The organism is Lacisediminihabitans profunda (assembly GCF_008040105.1).
GTDB classification, from domain to species: domain Bacteria; phylum Actinomycetota; class Actinomycetes; order Actinomycetales; family Microbacteriaceae; genus Lacisediminihabitans; species Lacisediminihabitans profunda.
The window spans coordinates 173382-192701 of the sequence record NZ_VRMG01000015.1; the positions used below are offsets into that span (position 1 = coordinate 173382).

15 protein-coding genes and 1 tRNA gene are annotated in these 19320 nt (G+C 66.2%); 4 read left to right on the forward strand and 12 right to left on the reverse strand.

Going from position 1 to position 19320, the window contains the following annotated elements:
- Window positions 1–6: 6 nt before the first annotated feature.
- The 3 genes from FVP33_RS18020 to FVP33_RS18030 form a co-directional block, all read right to left on the reverse strand.
- A complete protein-coding gene (locus FVP33_RS18020; protein WP_147785077.1) occupies window positions 7–1845 on the reverse strand; it encodes a sugar phosphate isomerase/epimerase and 4-hydroxyphenylpyruvate domain-containing protein in 1839 nt (612 codons plus the stop codon).
- Window positions 1845–2762 (reverse strand): alpha/beta fold hydrolase, encoded by a 918-nt coding sequence (locus FVP33_RS18025; protein WP_147785078.1) that lies wholly within the window; start codon window positions 2760–2762, stop codon window positions 1845–1847. Before FVP33_RS18025 ends, FVP33_RS18020 begins: the two co-directional genes overlap by 1 nt.
- 136 nt (window positions 2763–2898) lie before the next feature.
- The gene (locus FVP33_RS18030) at window positions 2899–3762 is read right to left on the reverse strand and encodes an alpha/beta fold hydrolase (protein WP_147785079.1); all 864 of its coding nucleotides are present in this window, start codon (window positions 3760–3762) and stop codon (window positions 2899–2901) included.
- A gap of 158 nt (window positions 3763–3920) precedes the next feature.
- Here FVP33_RS18030 and FVP33_RS18035 point away from each other — a divergent pair, with 158 nt between their 5' ends.
- Together FVP33_RS18035 and FVP33_RS18045 are read left to right on the forward strand one after the other, a co-directional pair.
- The gene (locus tag FVP33_RS18035) at window positions 3921–4691 is read left to right on the forward strand and encodes an SDR family NAD(P)-dependent oxidoreductase (protein WP_147785080.1); all 771 of its coding nucleotides are present in this window, start codon (window positions 3921–3923) and stop codon (window positions 4689–4691) included.
- A 423-nt stretch (window positions 4692–5114) separates the two neighbouring features.
- Window positions 5115–5438: a Rossmann-fold NAD(P)-binding domain-containing protein gene (locus FVP33_RS18045; protein ID WP_147785081.1), complete on the forward strand. Its 324-nt coding sequence runs from the start codon at window positions 5115–5117 to the stop codon at window positions 5436–5438.
- Between the two features lie 117 nt (window positions 5439–5555).
- Here FVP33_RS18045 and FVP33_RS18050 read toward each other — a convergent pair whose 3' ends face one another.
- Window positions 5556–6425 carry a helix-turn-helix transcriptional regulator gene (locus FVP33_RS18050; RefSeq protein ID WP_147785082.1) on the reverse strand — a complete coding sequence of 290 codons (870 nt, stop codon included), beginning with the start codon at window positions 6423–6425 and terminating at the stop codon, window positions 5556–5558.
- 120 nt (window positions 6426–6545) lie between these two features.
- Here FVP33_RS18050 and FVP33_RS18055 point away from each other — a divergent pair, with 120 nt between their 5' ends.
- Both FVP33_RS18055 and FVP33_RS18060 read left to right on the forward strand, forming a co-directional pair.
- Window positions 6546–7439, forward strand: a complete 894-nt coding sequence (locus FVP33_RS18055) for an MBL fold metallo-hydrolase (RefSeq protein WP_147785083.1) — start codon at window positions 6546–6548, stop codon at window positions 7437–7439.
- Window positions 7436–8911: a carboxylesterase/lipase family protein gene (locus FVP33_RS18060; RefSeq protein WP_187270799.1), complete on the forward strand. Its 1476-nt coding sequence runs from the start codon at window positions 7436–7438 to the stop codon at window positions 8909–8911. The genes FVP33_RS18055 and FVP33_RS18060 overlap by 4 nt, the downstream gene beginning before the upstream one ends.
- A 486-nt stretch (window positions 8912–9397) precedes the next feature.
- Here FVP33_RS18060 and FVP33_RS19620 read toward each other — a convergent pair whose 3' ends face one another.
- The 8 genes from FVP33_RS19620 to topA all read right to left on the reverse strand — a co-directional run bounded on the left by FVP33_RS19620 (window position 9398) and on the right by topA (window position 19299).
- A complete protein-coding gene (locus FVP33_RS19620) occupies window positions 9398–9625 on the reverse strand; it encodes a hypothetical protein (RefSeq protein ID WP_187270800.1) in 228 nt (75 codons plus the stop codon).
- A 329-nt stretch (window positions 9626–9954) separates the two neighbouring features.
- Window positions 9955–10027: transfer RNA gene (locus FVP33_RS18070), tRNA-Thr, on the reverse strand.
- Between the two features lie 72 nt (window positions 10028–10099).
- Window positions 10100–10750, reverse strand: coding sequence for a TetR/AcrR family transcriptional regulator (locus tag FVP33_RS18075; protein WP_147785086.1), 651 nt, complete (start codon window positions 10748–10750; stop codon window positions 10100–10102).
- 70 nt (window positions 10751–10820) lie between these two features.
- Entirely contained in the window at window positions 10821–12368 is a 1548-nt protein-coding gene (locus FVP33_RS18080) for an alpha/beta hydrolase (protein ID WP_147785087.1), read from the reverse strand.
- Window positions 12362–13906 (reverse strand): alpha/beta hydrolase, encoded by a 1545-nt coding sequence (locus FVP33_RS18085; RefSeq protein WP_147785088.1) that lies wholly within the window; start codon window positions 13904–13906, stop codon window positions 12362–12364. Before FVP33_RS18085 ends, FVP33_RS18080 begins: the two co-directional genes overlap by 7 nt.
- A 52-nt stretch (window positions 13907–13958) precedes the next feature.
- Window positions 13959–15116 (reverse strand): DNA polymerase III subunit delta', encoded by a 1158-nt coding sequence (locus FVP33_RS18090; RefSeq protein WP_147785089.1) that lies wholly within the window; start codon window positions 15114–15116, stop codon window positions 13959–13961.
- 731 nt (window positions 15117–15847) lie between these two features.
- The gene (tmk, locus tag FVP33_RS18095; RefSeq protein WP_147785090.1) at window positions 15848–16471 is read right to left on the reverse strand and encodes a dTMP kinase; all 624 of its coding nucleotides are present in this window, start codon (window positions 16469–16471) and stop codon (window positions 15848–15850) included.
- Window positions 16472–16473: 2 nt separating this feature from the next.
- Window positions 16474–19299, reverse strand: coding sequence for a type I DNA topoisomerase (gene topA, locus FVP33_RS18100; protein ID WP_147785091.1), 2826 nt, complete (start codon window positions 19297–19299; stop codon window positions 16474–16476).
- Between the last annotated feature and the right edge of the window lie 21 nt (window positions 19300–19320).

Here is a 19320-nt window from a genome sequence, read left to right on the forward strand (position 1 = left end):
GACCAGTCAGGAGTGCTCCGAGCGGAGCTGAGCCGCACGTCGCACGGGCGAATTGCTGGCTCCGAATGCGAGGTAGTCGCCCAGCCTCTGCACTATCTCGAAGAACACGTTGTCGCGCGTCTCGGTGTACGCCTGCAGGAACTCGCCATCGGAATTCCGGTCATACATGATGTTCAACGCCTTGAGCGTCTGGACGTATTCGGGCGACAGATCGAATCGGCCGATCAAGTCGTCGTAATAGTTAGTCGGCAGCTGCAGCATCGGCACCCCGTTGAGGTCAAGGGAACGCACGGTCGAGAAGATGTCTCTCGACCCGAGCGCGATGTGCCCCGGAGATCGCGCGCCTCCTCCGGCCACGGACTCGACGACGCTCGTGGGGAGCACGTTGAGCACGACCCGAACCGTGCCGGCCCCATTGGCGAGCACCTGACTGCGAACGAGGCCGCGCTCGTCGGCCACGTCCTCGCTCGGTTGTGCGACCAGCCCAAGGATCGACCGATAGAAGAGAACCGCTTCGTCGAACGTGCGCCAGTTCTGAGGGAGCGCGATGTGATCCACATGGTCTATTGCTCGAGACCTCGCCGGCTCGGGTTCGGTTGCACCCGAGAAGCGTCCGATCCAGTCCGGCTCGTTCGCGACCGGTGCGGGACTCAACCCGACTCGCACCGATCCCGGGGCCCGCAGCACGTGGCTCGACGGACTCGGATCGGGTGCGACGTCGTGAGCGAGTAGCTCGCCTGCCCTCCGCGATGCCGCCTCGACGTCGACCAGGTGAAACCCGATCCCCACGATCCCGACAGGTGCGGTGTCGTCCGACCCACTCGTCGTGATAATGAGCCGCACATCCCCCTGCGACCACAGATCGTCGCCGTTGCCGGATGCACCGCGATGAACGAATCCCAACGCGAGGAAAGTGCCGTCCAGGTCGTGCCGCTCGGGTACCGCGACCCGGATGTAATCGAAATCCTCCGCGGGACCACTGTGCGTCAGACGCGTCAACGAGGGACTGACTGCGCCGTCTCGAAAGCCGACTGTGGTCGCGGTGATGTCTTCGAGATAGCGAAGCGAACGGAGGCCGTCGATCGCAGTCAGTCGTGGATCCGTCTGCCTGAATACGTCGTTGAAGACCTCGATCGACATCGGACCGGCGTATCCGGTTTTGGCGATCGCGGCGGTCCACCCGACGAGGTCGAAATCACCCTGCCCGGGAAACAGGCGATAGTGGCGACTCCAGGACAGCGGATCCAGCTGGATCAGGGGGGCATCCGCGACCTGGGCGAAGAAAATCTTCTCACCGGGGATCTCCTCGATCAGCTCGAGCGATGATCGCCGAGACAGCATGTGGAAGCTGTCAAGACACAGGCCGACCGCGGGGTGGTCCGCCTGGCGAACGATCGACCACGCATGGTCGTACGTCGACACGAAGCGCCCCCAGGCGAGCGCTTCGTAGGCGATCTTGACCCCCCTCTCCTGGGCGAGGTCGCCAAGGACCCTCAACTGCTCCGCCAGCAGGTCATCGTCATCGATCACCGCCGTCGCTACGTTCGAGCACAGCAGCATCAGCGGTGCGCCGAGCTGTGCGGCGACATCCAGCTTTGCAGCAGCCCGGCGAAGGTTGGCTTCGAACTGGGATTCGAGCACTCCCTCGAAGTCGCGGAAAGGCTGATAGAGCTCTACGGCCATGCCAAGGTCCCTGGCGAAACGCCCCACGCCCCGCGGACTCAGGGGACTCGCGATGAGATCATTGTCGAAGATCTCGACGCCGTCGAATCCGGCAGCTGCCGCGGCCCCGAGCTTCTCCTCCAATGAGCCGGAGAGGCTCACCGTGGCGATGGATGCCCTCATCAGACCGACGGTCCTGCACCAGCGAACCCGGGGGACAGGGGTAACCCGCGGCTGGTATCGCTTCCGCCATTCAGAAATGGAACGAGCAGGTCCAACAGTTCCTGAGGACGCTCCTCGGGAACCCAGTGCCCGCAGTTCGCAATGGAGCCGCCGGTTACATTTACGGCGAATTCCTGCAGAATACCGACCATCCGCGATCCCCACCGCTGGTCCCCGCCAATCGCGAGGACCGGTAGCTCAAGCGGGGTGCGCGCGAATTCACGGTTGTCGTCGGCGTCGCGCGGAAATGCCCGGTACCATTCCAGCATCCCTCTGATGGCACCGGGTCGAGCCATCGCCTCGGCGAAGACGGCTACATCCTCGGTAGTAATGCCCCCCTGGTTGTAGATGCGCTCGCGAACGAAAGAGTCGATGTACAGGAACTCTCGCCCTTGAATGAGCTGCTCTGGAAGATTTCGATGCTGATGAAACGCGAAGTGCCACAGCTTCGGGTCGACGAGGGCTGTATCCCAGAAGCTCGCCCCGGGGATCGGCACATCGATGATCGCCACTCGCTGTACCGAGGCCGGTGCCGATGCCGCCCAGGCGAAGGCCGTCATTCCTCCAATGTCATGACCGACGACCGATACCTCGCCATAGCCGAGCTCTCGACGCAGAGTGTCGAGTTCTCGAGCCATGGCGAGTTTGCTGTATCCGTCGACCGGCTTGTCCGAGTCGCCGCTGCCTTTGAGGTCCACGGCGATCACGGTGTGGTGCTGCGCGAGCGGCCCCATGACATGGCGCCACTCTCGCCACGTCTGCGGAAAGCCATGAAGGAGGAATACCGGCTGGCCGACACCGCCGATGACCGAATGCAGCCGTACTCCCCCGACGTCTGTCATGTGGTGCTCGAATACAACACCGTCAAACACGACCATTTCGTCCGCCTCTCGTGAGTTGCGACTGACATCAGGCGGATGCAGTCGCCGAGCAGCCTAAGCAGGGATGTTCGACGCGGCTCAGTCACGACTCCGCCCGGCGGAATAGGTCGCTCGGGAGGTTGAAGCCTCTCATTCAAGGCCCAGCCGAGAAGAACTCCTTCAAGTGCCCCAGTACGGCCCCCGGCTGTTCCTCTGGCAGGTAATGTCCGCAGTCCGGGATGGCGTACCCCTGGACGTCGGACGCATATCGTCCCCAGATTCCGAGCACGTCATCGTTGCGCAACCCACCGTCCGCGCCCCATAACAGGAGGAGCGCAGCGGTGACGACGGTGCCTGCTGCGGCATCTTTGTCGTCCCTCTCGAGGTCAATGCCGAAGCCGGCGCGATAATCCTCCAGCGACGCCGCCAGATGTGCCGGATCTTCAAACGCGCGGAGATATTCGGATAGCGCATCGTCATCGATGGCACCCTTCTCGAGCGGCTCGCGAAAGAAATATCGCAGGTACGGCTCGGTGTTGCCGGCGAGCAGGATCTCCGGGAGGTCGGGCTGACGGTGGAAGAACCAGTGCCACATGCGCGTAGCCGAATCCACATCGACGGCAGCCATCACTTCGCGGGTAGGAAGGATATCGAGGAGAGCGAGCCGCTCGATGTCGGCGGGGTGGTCGAGCGCCCAGCGGTGAGATACGCGGGCGCCACGATCGTGACCGGCGACGAGAGCAGACGCATGACCCAGATGCTGCAGCAGCTCATGGAGATCGCGCGCCGTCGAGCGCTTATCGTAGCCTGTCGTCGCCAGGCCAGAGGCCCCGTACCCTCTCAGATCGGGAGCAACGACGGTGAATTCTCCGCCGAGCCCCTGCATCACGTGACGCCAGCAGGTGCTCGTCTGCGGCCATCCGTGCACCAGCACGACCAGCCGCTCGCCGTCCCCGAAGCGGCGGTAGGAAAGTCGCACCTCGTCCAGATCGACGGAGTGTGCGGTGACTTTCGACATGCGGCAACCTTCTCTCCGGTACGCAATCTCGCACCGTCGGTGACCGTACCACCTGGACCGAATCCAATAGTCTCACCGGTTTCCGCCGACCGAAAACTCGACGTGCAACGGAATTGCGTCCATGGAACATTCGGACCTAGTGCAATCTAGGGAGTGACATGAGCGACGATACAAAGAACGCAGTGGCCGTCGTCACCGGGGCAGCTGGCGGCCTCGGCAGGGTGATAACTCGCGTTCTGCTCGAGGACGGGTTCCGCGTGGCCGCCATCGACATCGGCCGAGGCCGGCTCGACGAGGCTTTTCGCGACGAGATCGGCTCTGGAGATGTGCTCGCGCTGGAATGCGACATCACCGACGAAGCCGCGGTCGCCCGCACGATCGCTCGAGTCGACGACACTTGGTTGCGGCTAGACGCACTCATCAACAATGCTGGAATTGAGCCACAGCACTCGATCCGCGATGCCGACATGACCCTGTGGGATCAGACGTTCGCGGTCAACGTGCGAGCCCCCATGATGTTGGTAAAACACGCCACGCCTATCTGGGAACGACAACAACGCGGCACAGTCGTCTGCATAGGCTCGCGTACCTGGCAGAGCGGAAGCAGCACCGCATCCTACGGAGCGTCGAAGGCAGCGCTCGTTGGATTGGTTCGGTCGATCGCCTCCGAACTCGGACCGATCGGCGTGAACGCGAACGTCGTCGCTCCCAGTTTCGTGCGGACTCCCCTCAATGCGATCAAGGGCGACCATGATTACATCGACGACTACGCAGCGCGATTCACGGCGATAAGCGCGATGCGACGACTGATCGAGCCGATCGATGTGGCCAACGCCGTTGCGTTTCTCGCGTCGCCTCGGGCTAGGAACATCACCGGCGACGTGATCAACGTCGCAGCCGGCAGCCACATGCCACCGACCATCAGGTAAACGAGAGATTGAAGGACGCTGGGTTCTCGACGTTCGGCCCCGCCCGGTGTGGAAAATTGAGACTTCACGTCGTCAGCGATCCGGTTCGGGCTCACCCGTCGGTCGACGAGTGCGAGGCTCCAGCGCTGCAGCCAGGCTCTCTTCAAGCGCGCGCTTCCGGATCGCATGGAACGTCTTCCGAGACAGACCATGCTCGAGACAGAAGGTCGTCACCGACCCGCGTGGCGCATCGCGGAAGTGTCACCGATCTACTGACGGTTGACGTAGAACAATCCGCCCTTCCAGTGCCGGTCGTCATCGACGGCATCCGGACGCGGGCGGCAAGGGTCACGCACATTGGCGGGGCACGCGTCGTGCTGACCTCTAGCCGAGCGCGCCGCCTGGGACTTCATCGGGCAGGAGGGCGGCGGCACCGAGTTGGTCGTGCTCAACCCGACCTGGATCGCCGGGTCGACGCTGACATCCGACGCCCGGTCGTCCCTGCAGGCGTTCTCGGCGATGCTCGGCGGACACATGCCGCTCGCGCCGCGGCAGCGGTTCGGGATCGCCGACGTGCGGGACGTGGCCTCCGCCCACCTGGCCGCGATGTCCGCCCCGGATGCCGCCGGCAAGCGCTACTGCTGCTCGCCGACGGGCCCACTACAAGCTGGCTCGGCGTCGCACACGTTCTGCACGAGCACTTCGGCGCCCTCGCCGCGAAAGCGCCGACAGAGGAGGCGCCCGGCGACGACCTGCCGCCGCTGGTGATCCACAACGAGCGCGCGAAGGCGGAGCTCGGGTTCGCGCCCCGGCCGGCCGAGACGACCATCGTCGAGACGGTCGAGAACATGCGCGTGCAGCGGATGCTCGGCTAACGCTCCGCCTCTAGAGTGCGAACCCCGACTGAGTCATTCGTCCCAGAAGCGCGAGCGCATGCTGCGAGGAGGTACCTTCAACCGCCGTGCAGATGACGATGCTCTGACCCGGCGTCTCCGCGCTGGTCAGGAGTTGCTGGCGCAGGGCGAGTTCACCCGCGACCGGATGCCGCACGCGATATGTCGCGCTCGACGAGGTACGGATGCTCTGCCCGGCCCAGATCCTTACGAAGTCGTCGCTCGACACGGATAGCCGGCCGATCAACGCGAGCAGGCGAGCGTCGGTGGGGAATCGAGCCGAGAGCACACGAAGGTGCCCGACGCTGGCGATCGCCTTCTCTTCCCAGTCGAGGTAGAACTCGCGCATGTGAGGGTCGAGGAAGATCATCTCTGTGGCGTTTGGTCGGCGCTCGGAGTCATCGACATCTGCTGGGTCGAGGTGCGGCGCGAACAGGGCGTGGCCGGCGCGGTTCCAAGCCAGGATGTCACGGCGCCTCCCGAGAACCATTGCGGCAGTGTCCTGAAGTCCGGTCAGGATCTCGCGGAAGCCGGCACTCGCCTGCTCCTCCGGCGGATCCGCGAACGGGAGGGGACGCGTAGCTGCACGCGCGAGGTTGTGCAGGTGGTCGCGCTCGACGTCTCCGAGCCGGAGCGCCCGCGCGAGCGCATCGAGCACCTGGGGCGATGCGTTGGCCGCCTGTCCCTGCTCGAGCCGCGTGTAGTACGAGGCACTCACTCCGGCGAGGATCGCGATCTCTTCGCGACGAAGCCCAGGAACACGACGGCGAAGCGGGCCCCGCTCTTCGCCTGCATCCGGAATCACCCGGGCGCGGCTGGCAGCGAGAAACGCACCCACTGTTCCCGCATCCCGACTGTGCATTGTTCATGATCCCACAGAATGCCACTCTGATGCCTGACCCTGTCAGGGGTAGTCCAGCCCGGGCGTGGCAGGTCGACGCTGTTGCAGGCAAGCTTGCCGATACCTACTGAGAGGACTGCGATGAAGACCATCACAATCGGCGAGATCCCGATCATCCGGGTGGAGGAGATGCACGGCCCGATCATGCCGCCGGACGTCTTCTTCCCCACCGTCCCGGCCGACGCGTGGACGAACCACACCGAGTTCGTGCCCGATCACATCGATGCCGAGGCCACCCTGGTCGAGGTCGCGATGCAGACCTGGGTGCTCAGGAGCAAAGACAAAACGATCCTCATTGACACCGGCGTCGGCAACGACAAAGCCCGACCAGCCGTCGACGTCTGGGACCACAACAGCATCGACTTCCTCGGTGCCCTCTCCAGGGCGGGCGTGAATGCGGCTGACGTGGACATCGTGGTCAACACCCACCTTCACGTCGACCATGTCGGATGGAACACCTTCCTGCGCGACGGCGAGTGGCATCCCACCTTCCCGAACGCGACGTACCTGGTGAACCGACTCGACTTCGAGTTCTGGAACCCGGCCGGCAACGACACCATCACCGGGAGTGTCAACGAGAACGTCTACGAGGACAGCGTCGCACCTGTGCACCAGGCCGGGCAGATCCAGCTGTGGGAGGGGACTCACGCGATCGACGACGCGATCACCCTTCAGTCGGCGCCCGGCCACACGCCGGGCCACAGTGTCGTGCTGCTCGAGTCCGGCGGGCAGAGCGCGCTGTTCGCGGCGGACCTCATCCACAGCCCCATCCAGATCCCGCATCATGAGCACAACAGTTGCTTCTGCCTGGATGCCGCCGCCGCCGCCGCCTCGCGGCGCAACTCGTTCGATTGGGCCATAGACCACGACGCCCTCGTGCTTCCCGCCCACATCAGCGGGCACGGGGCCTTCCGTGTCGCGCGGGCGGGTGGCGGCTACGCCATCCAGGCCTGGGCGGAATTCGACCGACTGTGAACATCACCGCCGAAACCGAGCAGGGGACGGTGGTGGGCACTCGCGGACCCTTGGCGGTGGTCTTCCATGGCGTGCCTTATGCGGCACCGCCAGTGGGGCGGGCGCGTTTCGAGGCTCCCGCCCCTCCGCCGCATTGGTCGGGTGAACGGGACGCGCGCTTGCCAGGGCCGAACGCGCCTCAGCCGCGCCGGGATCGGTTCGGGCAACTCGACCTCTCCCCATTCTTCGCGGATGGCTGGCACCACGGTGACGACTATCTGACGCTGTCGATCTCGGCCCCGCCGGAGGCGCACCGCGCTCCCGTGGTGGTGTGGGTGCACGGTGGCGCGTTCCTCGCCGGTTCCACCCGAGCGCCCGCCTATGACGGTGAGTCGTTCGCGCGCGACGGCGTCGTCTTCGTCGGCGTCAATCTGCGCGTTGGCGCAGCCGGGTTCCTGAGGCTGCCGGACGCCCCCGACAACCGCGGTGTGCTCGACGTGGCGGCAGCTCTGGGCTGGGTGCAGCGCAACATCGCGGCCTTCGGAGGCGATCCTGGAGCTGTTACGCTCATGGGCCAGTCGGCCGGGGCGATCATCGTGATGGACTTGCTGGGCCGCCCCGACATTCACACCCTCATCTCCCGCGCGATCGTGCAGAGCGGGACAGGTCTCGGCGGATTGACCGGCGAACAGGCGGATGTAGTCACAGGCGCGCTGGCCGCAGCGATCGGCGTCGCCCCGTCCGCGGCGGGTCTCGCCGACGTCTCAGACGAGGAACTCGTCGCAGCGTTCCCGCGGCTGATGGACGTTGACATCACCCGACCCGGCGCGCGCGCACCGATGGATGGGATCGTACGATACGGGGTAGTGAGCGACCGGCAACCTCTGGTGTCCCTCCCCGATGGTGCCGGCGTCGGCATTCCGTTGCTCATCGGGTCGAACCTCGACGAGGCCGCGTTGTATGTGCCGCAGTCCGACCGATCGGACGCCTCCGCCGAGCGCGCGCTCCACGCAGCAGCCGCTCGATTGAACGCGGACCCGGACACCATCGTCGAGGCCTACTGGCGACCCGATCGCACCCCCGACGAGGCGCACATCGCACTCCTCAGCGACGGCATGTTCGGCCTGGGCACTCGGCTCTTCGCTGAGGCTCATTCTCGTGCCGGTCTCGCGTCCACCTATGTGTACGAATTCGAGTGGAGATCGGACGCGCTGCAAAACCGTCTCGGTGCTTCTCACCTCATGGAGCTCCCGTTCGTCTTCGACAATGCCCGAATGCCGAGTCTGCACGGGCCCGACCGTCTGCTCGGCGATACCCCGCCGCCCCGCGATCTCGCCGAACGCATGCACGACAGTTGGATTCGCTTCGTGACGGAGGGCGACCCGGGGTGGCCGGCATTTACGGGACCGGACGGGCCCGTTCAGCGGATCGGGCGCTCCTGGACCGTGCAGCACGCTCACCGCAGCGCCGAGTTCGCCGCCTGGGGCCGGTGACCACGCTGTCCAGCCCAGAGGACGACTACTCGTTGGACGCAACGAGAATCGCCGGGGCCAGACAGATGGGCGCTCGGGCGGAATCGTGGGCCAGTAACTCCTGGCATGGACCTGAACCACCATTCATTCCGACGCTGCCGATGCTCTGAGGCGACTCACAGTGGCTTACCCGGCCGGAAAAGAGCAGATGGAAAAGGACGATCCCAAACTTGGATCCGTCGTTAGCAATGCAGCGGTCAGACGATTCGGGCTGTGCAACGACATCGGTGAGCGATGGCGCGCGATCCGAAGACCGTACGGGCGTCCTTGGGCATCACTCGTGTCTAGTGGGATTGAACGTCCGAGAGTGTCTCAGACCAGTAATGCGAATGTCGCCCGGACGTCTGCGACGAGGGCATCTGGCATTTCGAGGGCGAAGAAGTGCCCACCAGCGGCTGGTTCGTTAAAGTAGATGATCTTCGAGTATCGGCGCTCAAGTTGACGGCGCTACTTTCGGACAGCCTCCTTCGGGGGCATGGTGAAGCCGACCGGGACGCTGATCGGGTCGTCGATGGTGGCCGGCGATGACCAGCCGGACTGGTCCAATTCCCAGTACATCCGGGCGGCGGAGGCGCCTGAGTTTGGCAGCCAATACCTCATGATGTCGTCGAGTATCTCGTCGCGGGTGAAGGAGCCTTCGGCGTCGCCGGGTGTGCCGCAGGTGTCCTGGAACATGGCGTAGATCCATGCGGCCTGCCCTACGGGTGTCCCCGACTGTCCCTCCCGATTTGAACGCTGACCGGTGGTCACAATCAGCACAGAACGTCGACACCGCTCCCCTCGGGGCATCAGACGGCCACTGAACGATGGCGAGACGGACGCGAGGATCAACAGGTTCAACAGCGCTCATCCCTCAAACATCGAGGCAGAAGTGTCAGGACCAAACGCCACGAAAGTGTCAGAGGTCTATTGATGCAGAAGTGTCAGGGATGTCCTGATACATAACAAGCAGCTGAAGCTCTCGCCGACGGGCTAATCCCCAATGAATACGGGGATTTTGAGGGAGCCGCCTGTCAGAATCGAACTGACGACCTTCTCATTACGAGTGAGATGCTCTACCGACTGAGCTAAGGCGGCGTGCTTCGGGAAACCCAAGTGGCACAGCATGAAAGCTTAGCGGATCGCGAGGGGTCCGCTTGCGCCCCGGAGTCAGCCGACCGGAACCCTGGTCGGCGCGAGGATCGAGCCGAGTTGGCCGAATGAGGCGCGGAGGCGGTCCGCGAGGGCGACTCCCCCTTCGTTGTCGGCCCAGCAGGACCAGGCGTGCTTCATCGCCCCGAACGCCACGAGGGTGATGAGTCTGGCCTTGTCGGCGAGGGCCGCCGGGTCGGCGGCGAGCGCCGGCTGGTCCGCGACGAGACGGCGGGCCACCACATCGGCGAGCTGGTCCTCGAAGGCGCGCATCGCCGCCATCCGCAGGGCAACGAACTGGGGGTGCTGCTTGAGCACCCCGCGGCGCAGCAGGAGGAGGTCGGTGTCGGTGGATGAGACGTCGGAGCTTTCCGCGAGCAGGTCACCGATGCCTTCCAACAGGCTCGACGAAGGACCGGCCGCCACGAAACGGGCGACGGCCCCCTCACCGGGAAGCTCGGGTGCATCGCCCACGATCGCCGCCTCCTTCGAGGCGAAATAGTTGAAAAAGGTGCGGGGCGAGATGTCTGCGACGTTGCTGATCTCGTCGATGGTGACCGTGTCGAGGCCCTTCTCGGCGACGAGGCTGAGGGCCGCGAACTGGATGGCGCGCCGGGTGGCCAGGCGCTTGCGCTCGCGCAGACCGGAATGGGCGGCATCGATAGTCATGAGTACATTCTTGCGCGAACTGCAAATTTGCACAATTTGGTGCGCAACCCTTCGGTCCGGCGCTCCCCGCTCATCCGGTGCAGTCCGGATCGCTCGAGGGCACAACCCCGGTGGTGAAGTAGCGGTCGACCGCGCCATCCACGCAGGCGATTCCGCGGTTGTACGCGGTATGCCCCTCGCCGTGACGCGTGATGAGGTGCGCGCTCTGCAACTGCTTCGACAGCGCAACACCCCACTGGTACGGCGTCGCCGGGTCACCGGTGGTGGCGAGCACGAGGATGGGTGCCGCCCCCGTTCCGGACACGGGAGACGGCGGGGTGCGGTTGTGGAACGGCCAGTTCTGGCAGACGACGTCGCCCACCACGGAGGGTCGCGTCGTCGTGGGCGCGGCGGCCACGAGCAGGGCATTCTGCCGGGCGATCTCCGCCGGGTCGGTCACCACCGGGTAGTCCAGGCACATCACCGCGTAGAACGCGACCAGTGAGTTGTCCTTGTAAGTGCCGTCGCTGTTGCGACCGTTGTAGAAGTCCGCGAGCACGAAGGCGGTATCCGTCTTGCCCTTCCTGATCTCGCCGAACATGTCGCTGAGGTACGGCCACGACGACTTGTCATAGAGGGCGGAACTGATCGCGGTGGAGAGCAGGTTGTTGTCGAGTTTGCGACCGTCGGGCGCGGTGAGCGGTGACACGGTGAGATGGTCGTAGAGGGCGGAGATCTTCGCCAGGCTGTCGTCGACACTCCCCGTGAACGGACAATTCTTGGTCGACGGGCAATCCTCGAGGTAGTGACGCAGCGCGGTCTCGAAGGCCTTCGACTGCGCGAGGTCGACGTCGAAGATCGACAGGGTCGAATCGGTTGCGCCGTCGAGCACGACGCGACCGACCCTGTCGGCGAACCGGTCGGTGTAGAACATGCCGATGTCGCTGCCGTAGGAGTATCCAAGGTAGTTGAGCTTCGTGTCCCCCACCACTGCGCGCAGCATGTCCAGGTCGCTCACCGTGCTCTGCGTGTCCACGAAGTCGAGCAGCCGGCCGGTGTTCTTGAGGCATGCCGCGCCGAGATCCGTCGCCGACGTCGTCACCTCCGCCACCCAAGCCGGACTGTTGACGGGATTCTTGGCCAGACCGTAGATGTAGTCGTCGAGCCCGGCGTCGTCGTAGCACTTCACCGCGCTCGACCGGCCGACGCCCCGGGGATCCCAGCCGATCACGTCGAAGCTCTTGCGCAGCGTCGCGCTCACGGCGAACTTGAGGTTGTCGTGCACGGTGTCGTAGCCGGAGGCGCCCGGGCCGCCCGGGTTGACGAAGAGGGAGCCGAGGCGCGTGCCGGTGGCCGACGCCCGGGTGAGCGCGAGCGAGATGTCGGTGGATGCCGACGGATGTTTCCAATCCATCGGCGCCTTCGCGAATGTGCACTGCTGGCTTCCGCAGGCCTTCCATCGGAGCACCTGCGAGTAGTACGGCTGGAGCTCGGCCGAGACCTTCTCGCCCGTCGGCTTCGAGGTGGTGGCGCCGCCAGAGGTGCCGAACGGCACGCATCCGCTCAGCACCAGCGTCGCGGCAACAAGCGCCGCCGCGATTCCGACGGCACGCACGCCCTTCCGCCGGGTCGTCAGCACAGGGGATCCTTCGCCGGCACTGTGCCGCTCACCAGGAAGTCGTCGACGGCGTTGTTCACGCACGCGTTGGACTTGTTGTAGGCGGTGTGTCCCTCGCCCTTGTAGGTGACGAGGTGGCCGTTGTCGAGTTCCGAGGCGAGATTCTTCGCCCACACGTATGGCGTGGCCGGGTCGTTCGTGGTTCCGACGACCATGATCGGGGCCGAGCCCTTCGCCGCTATCGCGACCCGCTCGCGCGTGGACTTGAACGGCCAGGCGGCGCACGACACGTCGTAGGACAGCTGCGGGCCGAGTACGGGCGCCGCCCGCTTCAGCCTGGCGGCATCCGCCCTCAGGCTCGCATTGGTCACCGGAGGGTTCTCGTAGTCGAGACAGTTCACCGCGATGAACGCCTCCGCGGAGTTGTCGGTGTACTTTCCCTTGGCAGTGCGGCCGAAGTAGCTGTCGGCGAGCTGGAACGCGTAATCCGCATCGCCCTGCATCACCCGGCTGAACAGGTCATTGAGGTACGGCCAGCTCTTCTTGTTGTAGAGCGGCAGGATGATCGCGTTGGTCATCGCCGCGCTGCCGAGCCGGCGACCGTCCGTGGCGAGCAGGGGGCTCACGTCGAGGCTGTCGAGCAGCGAGCGCACCGTCGCCATGGCGGAATCGACGGATCCGGTGAACGGGCACTTCTTTCCGGTCTCGCAGTCGGCGATGTACGCGCGCAGGGCGCTCTCGAAGCCCTTCGCCTGGGTCTCGCTCACGTCGAGGCTCGAGGTGGCCGGGTCGAGCGCCCCATCGAGCACGAGTCGCCCCGTCTTCCTCGGATACAGGTCGGCGTAGGTGGCACCGAGCAGCGTGCCGTACGAATAGCCGAGGTAGTTGAGCTTCTTGTCGCCGAGCACCGAGCGCAGCAGGTCCAGATCGCGGGCGGCGCTCACCGTGTCCACGAAGCCGAGCAGATCGCCGGTGTATTTGAGGCAGTCCTCCCCGAACTTCTTATTGCTCGCCTCCTGATCGGCGATCCAGGCATCCGATCCCACCGGATTCGGTGACACGTCGAAGAGGTACGAGTCGAGCTGCTTCGGATCGGCGTAGCAGGACACCGCGGAGGACTTGTTCACGCCGCGGGGGTCGAATCCGACGATGTCGAAGTTCTTCTGCAGCGTGTCGTCGACGGCGTAGGACAGGCTGTCGCGCACGAAGTCGTAGCCGGAGCCGCCGGGGCCCCCCGGGTTCACCAGCAGCGAACCCAGCGCGGTGCCGGAGGCAGTCTTGCGGATGAGCGCGAGCGAGATCGACTTGGTCGCCGGATTCTTCCAGTCCATGGGGGCCTTCGCCGTCGTGCACTGGAACTCGCCGCCCTCGCAGCTCTTCCACTTCAGCACCTGGCTGTAGAAGGGTTCGAGGTCGGCCGCCACCGTCTCCCCCGTCGGGGTCGACCGCATGCTCGGCGGCTTGGGCAGGAACGACGAGACGCACCCGCTCAGCACGAGCACGGCCGCGAGGGCCGCGGCCACGGCGGAAAATCGCGCCGGGTGGCGACGTATGGTCATGGATTCCTCTGGTCTGGCGCTCGGCGAGCGCGGGCGTGCTGGGTCGTGGCGGCTACCGGGCCGCCGAGATGAGCATGGCCTCGAGGGCGAGCGCCGGCGAAACGTTGCCGTCGATGCGCTTGCGGGCGGTGGCGATCGCATCCATCGTCCCGAGAGTGGCCGCCGCGGTGGTGGCCTCCGCCGCGCTCACGAGCTGCGAGTGGATGGCCAGGTTGATCGGCTCGCTCGGCACCCCGAGCTGCAGCAGCAGAATGTCGCGGTACAGCGACTGCAGGTCCACCATGATGCGGTCGATGCCGTCGCGCAGGCTGCGGGTCGCTCGCCGCTTCTGGTCTTCCTCGAGGGTGCGCAACTGGGCGCGCAGCGCGGGCGGGATGGTGCCGCCCGGCTCGATGCCGAGGGACCGCAGGGCGCCCTCGCGCTCCTCCGCGTCCCGCTCCTCGGTGATCGCCTTGGCATCCTCGCCGGCCAGGGCGAGCAGCTTGGACGCCGCGACCACCGCATCGGAGACGCTGTGGATGCCGAGGGCGATGTCCAGGGTCAGCTGGCGTCGCCGTCGCGCCTCCTCGTTCGTCGCCAGACGATGGGCCATGCCGATGTGGCTCTGCGACTCTCGTGCGGCGCGCGTCGCGGTGGCGAGGTCCACCCCGTCGCGACGGGAGATCAGTTCGGCGACCTCCGCGACATCCGGCACCCGCAGCCGCACGCTGCGCACCCGCGACCGGATGGTGGGGAGCAGGTCGGCCTCGCTCGGCGCGCAGAGGATCCACACCGTGCGCGGCGGCGGCTCCTCGAGCGCCTTGAGCAGAACGTTCGACGTGCGTTCGACCATTCGGTCGGCGTCTTCGATCACCATCACGCGATAGCGGCTCACCGACGGCGAGAAGTAGGAGGTGGTGACGAACTTCTGCACGTCGGCCATCTTGATGATGACTCCCTCGGTCGACAGCACTCCCAGATCCGGATGCGTGCGGGCCGCCACCTGGCGTCTGGTCGCCTCCTCGCCTTCCGGGTCGGGCGGGCTGAGCAACGCCGTCGCGAACGCGTACGCGAGGTTCGACCGACCGGAGCCCGGCGGACCGGTGATGAGCCACGAGTGCGTCATCGCGGAGTCGCCGATGGGCGCATCGCGGAGGCTCGAATCGGCCGCCGCGGCGCGGAAGATCGCAATGGCCTCCGATTGGCCGGTCAGTTCATCCCACACGGACATAGCGCTAAGCCTAGGCGGACCCGCCGATAGCCAGCTCTACGCCGGCCCCCGGCTGCCGGCGGCCGGCGGCCTCGCCCGGCGCGTGCGTCGCGCGCTGCTCGCCCTGCTCGCCCCCGGCGCTGCCGCCAAACCCGCCGTCCCGCCGCGTCCGTCCCGCGCGTCCGCCGTGCCGCCGCGTCCGCCCTGCCGCGTCCGCCCTGGCACCTCCGTCCTGGCACCTCCGCCGCGCCCGCCCTGCCACCTCCGCCGCGCCCGCCCTGCCACCTCCGCCGCGTGCATAACTCCTGCAATATCTCAAAAACAGCCCAAATCCGCCTGGTAAGAACGTTCAATTCCTCTATTTGCAGGAGTTATGCACACGGCCGCTGGCGCGGGACGGCAACGCGGCCGCGCCGGGCCGTGCGAGGGCAGCCAGGCGCATACTGCTCGAAGTGGTCCCTCTGCCACGGCTGGCGCCTCCGCTGCGTGCATAACTCAGGCTGCATTTCCAGAATCACGCGCATCCGCCCGATCGGAACGTTCAATTGCGCGAAAAGCAGGAGTTATGCACACGGGAGTCACGGCACACCGGCGCCGCGGGCGCCGCGGGCGCCGCGCCCGTCGGGGGCGCCGGGGCCGCTGGACGCCCCGGGCGCGTCAGTCGCGTGAGGCGGAACAGGCAGGGGGACGGAGACAACAGAGGCAACCGGCGCTGGGCGACTGGCCGAAGCGGGCCGCCCCAAGCAACGGAGTCAACGGACGAGCAGCGCCTCGACGCGCGCGCGAATGGCCGCGGAAATCGACTCGATCGAGTCGGTCGCGCTCAACACCAGGAAGCGGTCGGGCTCATCGGCGGCGAGACTCAGGTAGCCCGCCCGGACCCGCGCATGGAAGTCGTCCTTCTCCGCCTCCAGGCGGTCATACCGCGTGCGGGCATCGTCGAGCCGCTCCCGTCCGATCGTCTCGTCGAGATCGAGCAGGATGGTGAGGTGCGGCATGAAGCCCTCGGTCGCCCAGAGCGACAGGTCCCGCACCTCCTTCGCGTCGAGCACTCGACCGGCGCCCTGGTAGGCGACGGACGAGTCCAGATAGCGGTCCTGGATCACGATGTCTCCGCGCTCGATCGCTGGCCGCACCTTCGTCGCGATGTTGTGCGCGCGGTCGGCCGCATAGATCAGCGCCTCGGCGCGCGGGGCGATGTGACCGCGTCGGTGCAGCACGATCTCGCGCAGCTCGACGCCCAGCTCGGTGCCGCCCGGCTCGCGAGAGCGCACCACGGTGTGCCCGGAGGCGACGAGCCAGTCGGCGAGAAGCTCGGCCTGGGTCGACTTGCCCGAGCCGTCGCCGCCCTCAAAGGTGATGAAGAGCCCGGACACGACTATTCGCTTGCGGCGGGCTTCGACGCCGCCGGCTTGCGCACCGCCGGCTTCTTGGCCGCTGGCTTCTTGGCGGCCGGCTTCTTCGCAGGAGCCTTCTTCGCTGGGGCCTTCGCCTTCGGCTTCGCCGGTCCCTTGGCGCGCTTGTCGGCGAGAAGCTCGACGGCCCGATCGAAGTCGACCTCCTCCACCGTCTCGCCGCGCGGGATCGTCGCGTTCGTGACGCCGTCCGTGACGTACGCACCAAACCGGCCGTCCTTGATGCGGATGGGCTTGCCACTGACCGGGTCGGCGTCGAACTCCTTGAGGGCGCTCGATGCGCGCCGCGCACCGTACTTGGGCTGGGCGTAGAGCTCGAGGGCGCCCGGGAGGTCGATCTCGAAGATCTGGTCCTCCTCGGTGAGCGACCTGGTGTCCGCCCCCTTCTTCAGGTACGGGCCGAACTTCCCGTTCTGGGCGAGGATCTCCTCGCCGGACTCGGGGTCCTGCCCCACCACGCGCGGCAGCGCCAGCAGACGCAGGGCGGTGTCGAGATCCACGGTCGCAAGGTCCATCGACTTGAAGATGGATGCCGTGCGCGGCTTCACCGCGGCGGCCTTCTTCGGGGCGGCTCGCTTCTTCTTCGGCGCGATGATCTCCCCGGTGACGGGGTCCACGGTCTCGGCCGGCTCGGCGACCGGCTCCACGGCCTCCGGTTCGGGATCGACCTCGGTCACGTACGGCCCGAACCGGCCGTCCTTGGCCACGATCATCTTGCCGTTCTCCGGGTTGACGCCGATGACGCGATCGACGACGACGGGCGCCTCGATGAGTTGACGTGCCTTGTCGACGGTGAGTTCGTCCGGGGCCAGGTCCGGGGGGATGTTGACCCGGCGCGGCGGGACATCCGGTGCGGCCTCGGGATCGATCACCTCGAGGTACGGGCCGTACTTGCCGATGCGGAGTGTCACGTCATCCGCAAGCTTGATCGAGTTGATGCTCTTGGCGTCGATGTCGCCGAGGTTGTCGATCACGTTGCGCAGCCCGCGGTGCTTGTCGCTGCCGAAGTAGAAGCTGTTGAGCCAGGCGACCCGGTCCTCTTCCCCGCCCGCGATGCGGTCGAGGTCGTCTTCCATGCCCGCGGTGAAGTCGTACTGCACGAGGTCCGTGAAGTAGTCCTCGAGAAGCCGAACGACCGAGAACGCGATCCAGTTCGGAACGAGGGCCGTGCCGCGGGGGGTCACGTACCCGCGGTCGATGATCGTGGAGATGATCGAGGCGTAGGTGGACGGACGCCCGATACCCAGCTCTTCGAGCGTCTTGACGAGACTGGCCTCCGTGTAGCGCGGGGGTGCACTGGTCTCGTGCCCCTTCGCCTCCACGTCCACGATGTCGAGCTTCTGCCCCGCGGTGAGCGGCGGCAGCTTCGCCTCGGTGGGCTCCGCGACGTCGTTGCGGTCCTCATCGCGGCTCTCCTCGTAGGCCTGCAGGAAGCCACGGAAGGTGATGACCGTGCCGCTCGCCGCGAATTCCGCGACGGCTTCACCGAGCACGGGACCCGCGGTGATGACCACGGAGGCGGTCGATCCCTTCGCGTCCGCCATCTGGGACGCGATGGTGCGCTTCCAGATGAGGTCGTAGAGCTTCCAGTCGTTGCCGCGGAGCACGCCCTCGAGCTCGCCGGGGGTGCGGAAGGTGTCGCCGGCCGGGCGGATCGCCTCGTGGGCCTCCTGCGCGTTCTTGCTCTTGCTCGCGTAGACGCGTGGCTTCTCGGACACGCTCTCCGCGCCATACAGCGAACTCGCCTGGGCACGCGCGGCGTTGATGGCCTGCTGCGAGAGGTTGAGCGAATCCGTACGCATGTAGGTGATGTAGCCGTTTTCGTACAGGCCCTGCGCCACGCTCATGGTCTGGCGGGCGGAGAAGCGCAGCTTGCGCGCCGCCTCCTGCTGAAGCGTTGACGTGCTGAAGGGGGCGGCCGGTCGCCGCGTGTACGGCTTCGAGTCGACCGACGCCACGACAACCGAGACGCTCGGATCCCGCAGCGCGTCGGCGAGGGCCGTGGCCGCCTTCTCGTCCAGGGCCACGACATCCGCGCGGCCCCCGGTCTGAGCCTTGAGCTGGCCCCTGTCGTCGAAATCGCGGCCCGTGGCCACCCGGCTGCCGTCGAGCTTGGCCAGGCGAGCCTCGAACCGAGTCGAATCCGTGGATGCCGTGAGCTGGGTCGAAAGGTCCCAGTACCCGGCGGGAACGAAGGCCAGGCGTTCGCGCTCCCGGTCGACGACGAGCCTTGTGGCCGCCGACTGCACCCGGCCGGCGGACAGGCCCGGCCCGATCTTGCGCCAGAGCACGGGCGAGACCTCGTAGCCGTAGAGGCGGTCGAGGATTCGACGGGTCTCCTGGGCGTCGACGAGGGCGGTGTCGATGTCGCGGGTGTTCTCCTGCGCGCGCTGGATCGCCTCCTTGGTGATCTCGTGGAATACCATGCGCTTCACGGGAACCTTGGGCTTGAGTTCGTCGAGAAGATGCCATGCGATGGCCTCCCCCTCGCGGTCCTCATCAGTTGCGAGATAGAGCTCGTCGGCGCCCTTGAGCGCGCGCTTGAGTTCGGCGACCGTCTTCTTCTTCTGGTCGGAGACGACGTAGTAGGGGGCGAAGCCGTTCTCCACGTCGATGGAGAACTTGCCGAGCGAGCCCTTCTTGAGTTCTGCCGGAAGGTTCTTCGGCTCGATGAGGTCACGGATGTGTCCGACCGAGGCCAACACCTCGTATCCGTCGCCCAGGTACTGGGCGATCGTCTTCGCCTTTGCCGGCGACTCGACTATGACCAGCTTCTTCGTGCCTGGCACCTTGCTCCTTGACTTCTGCGG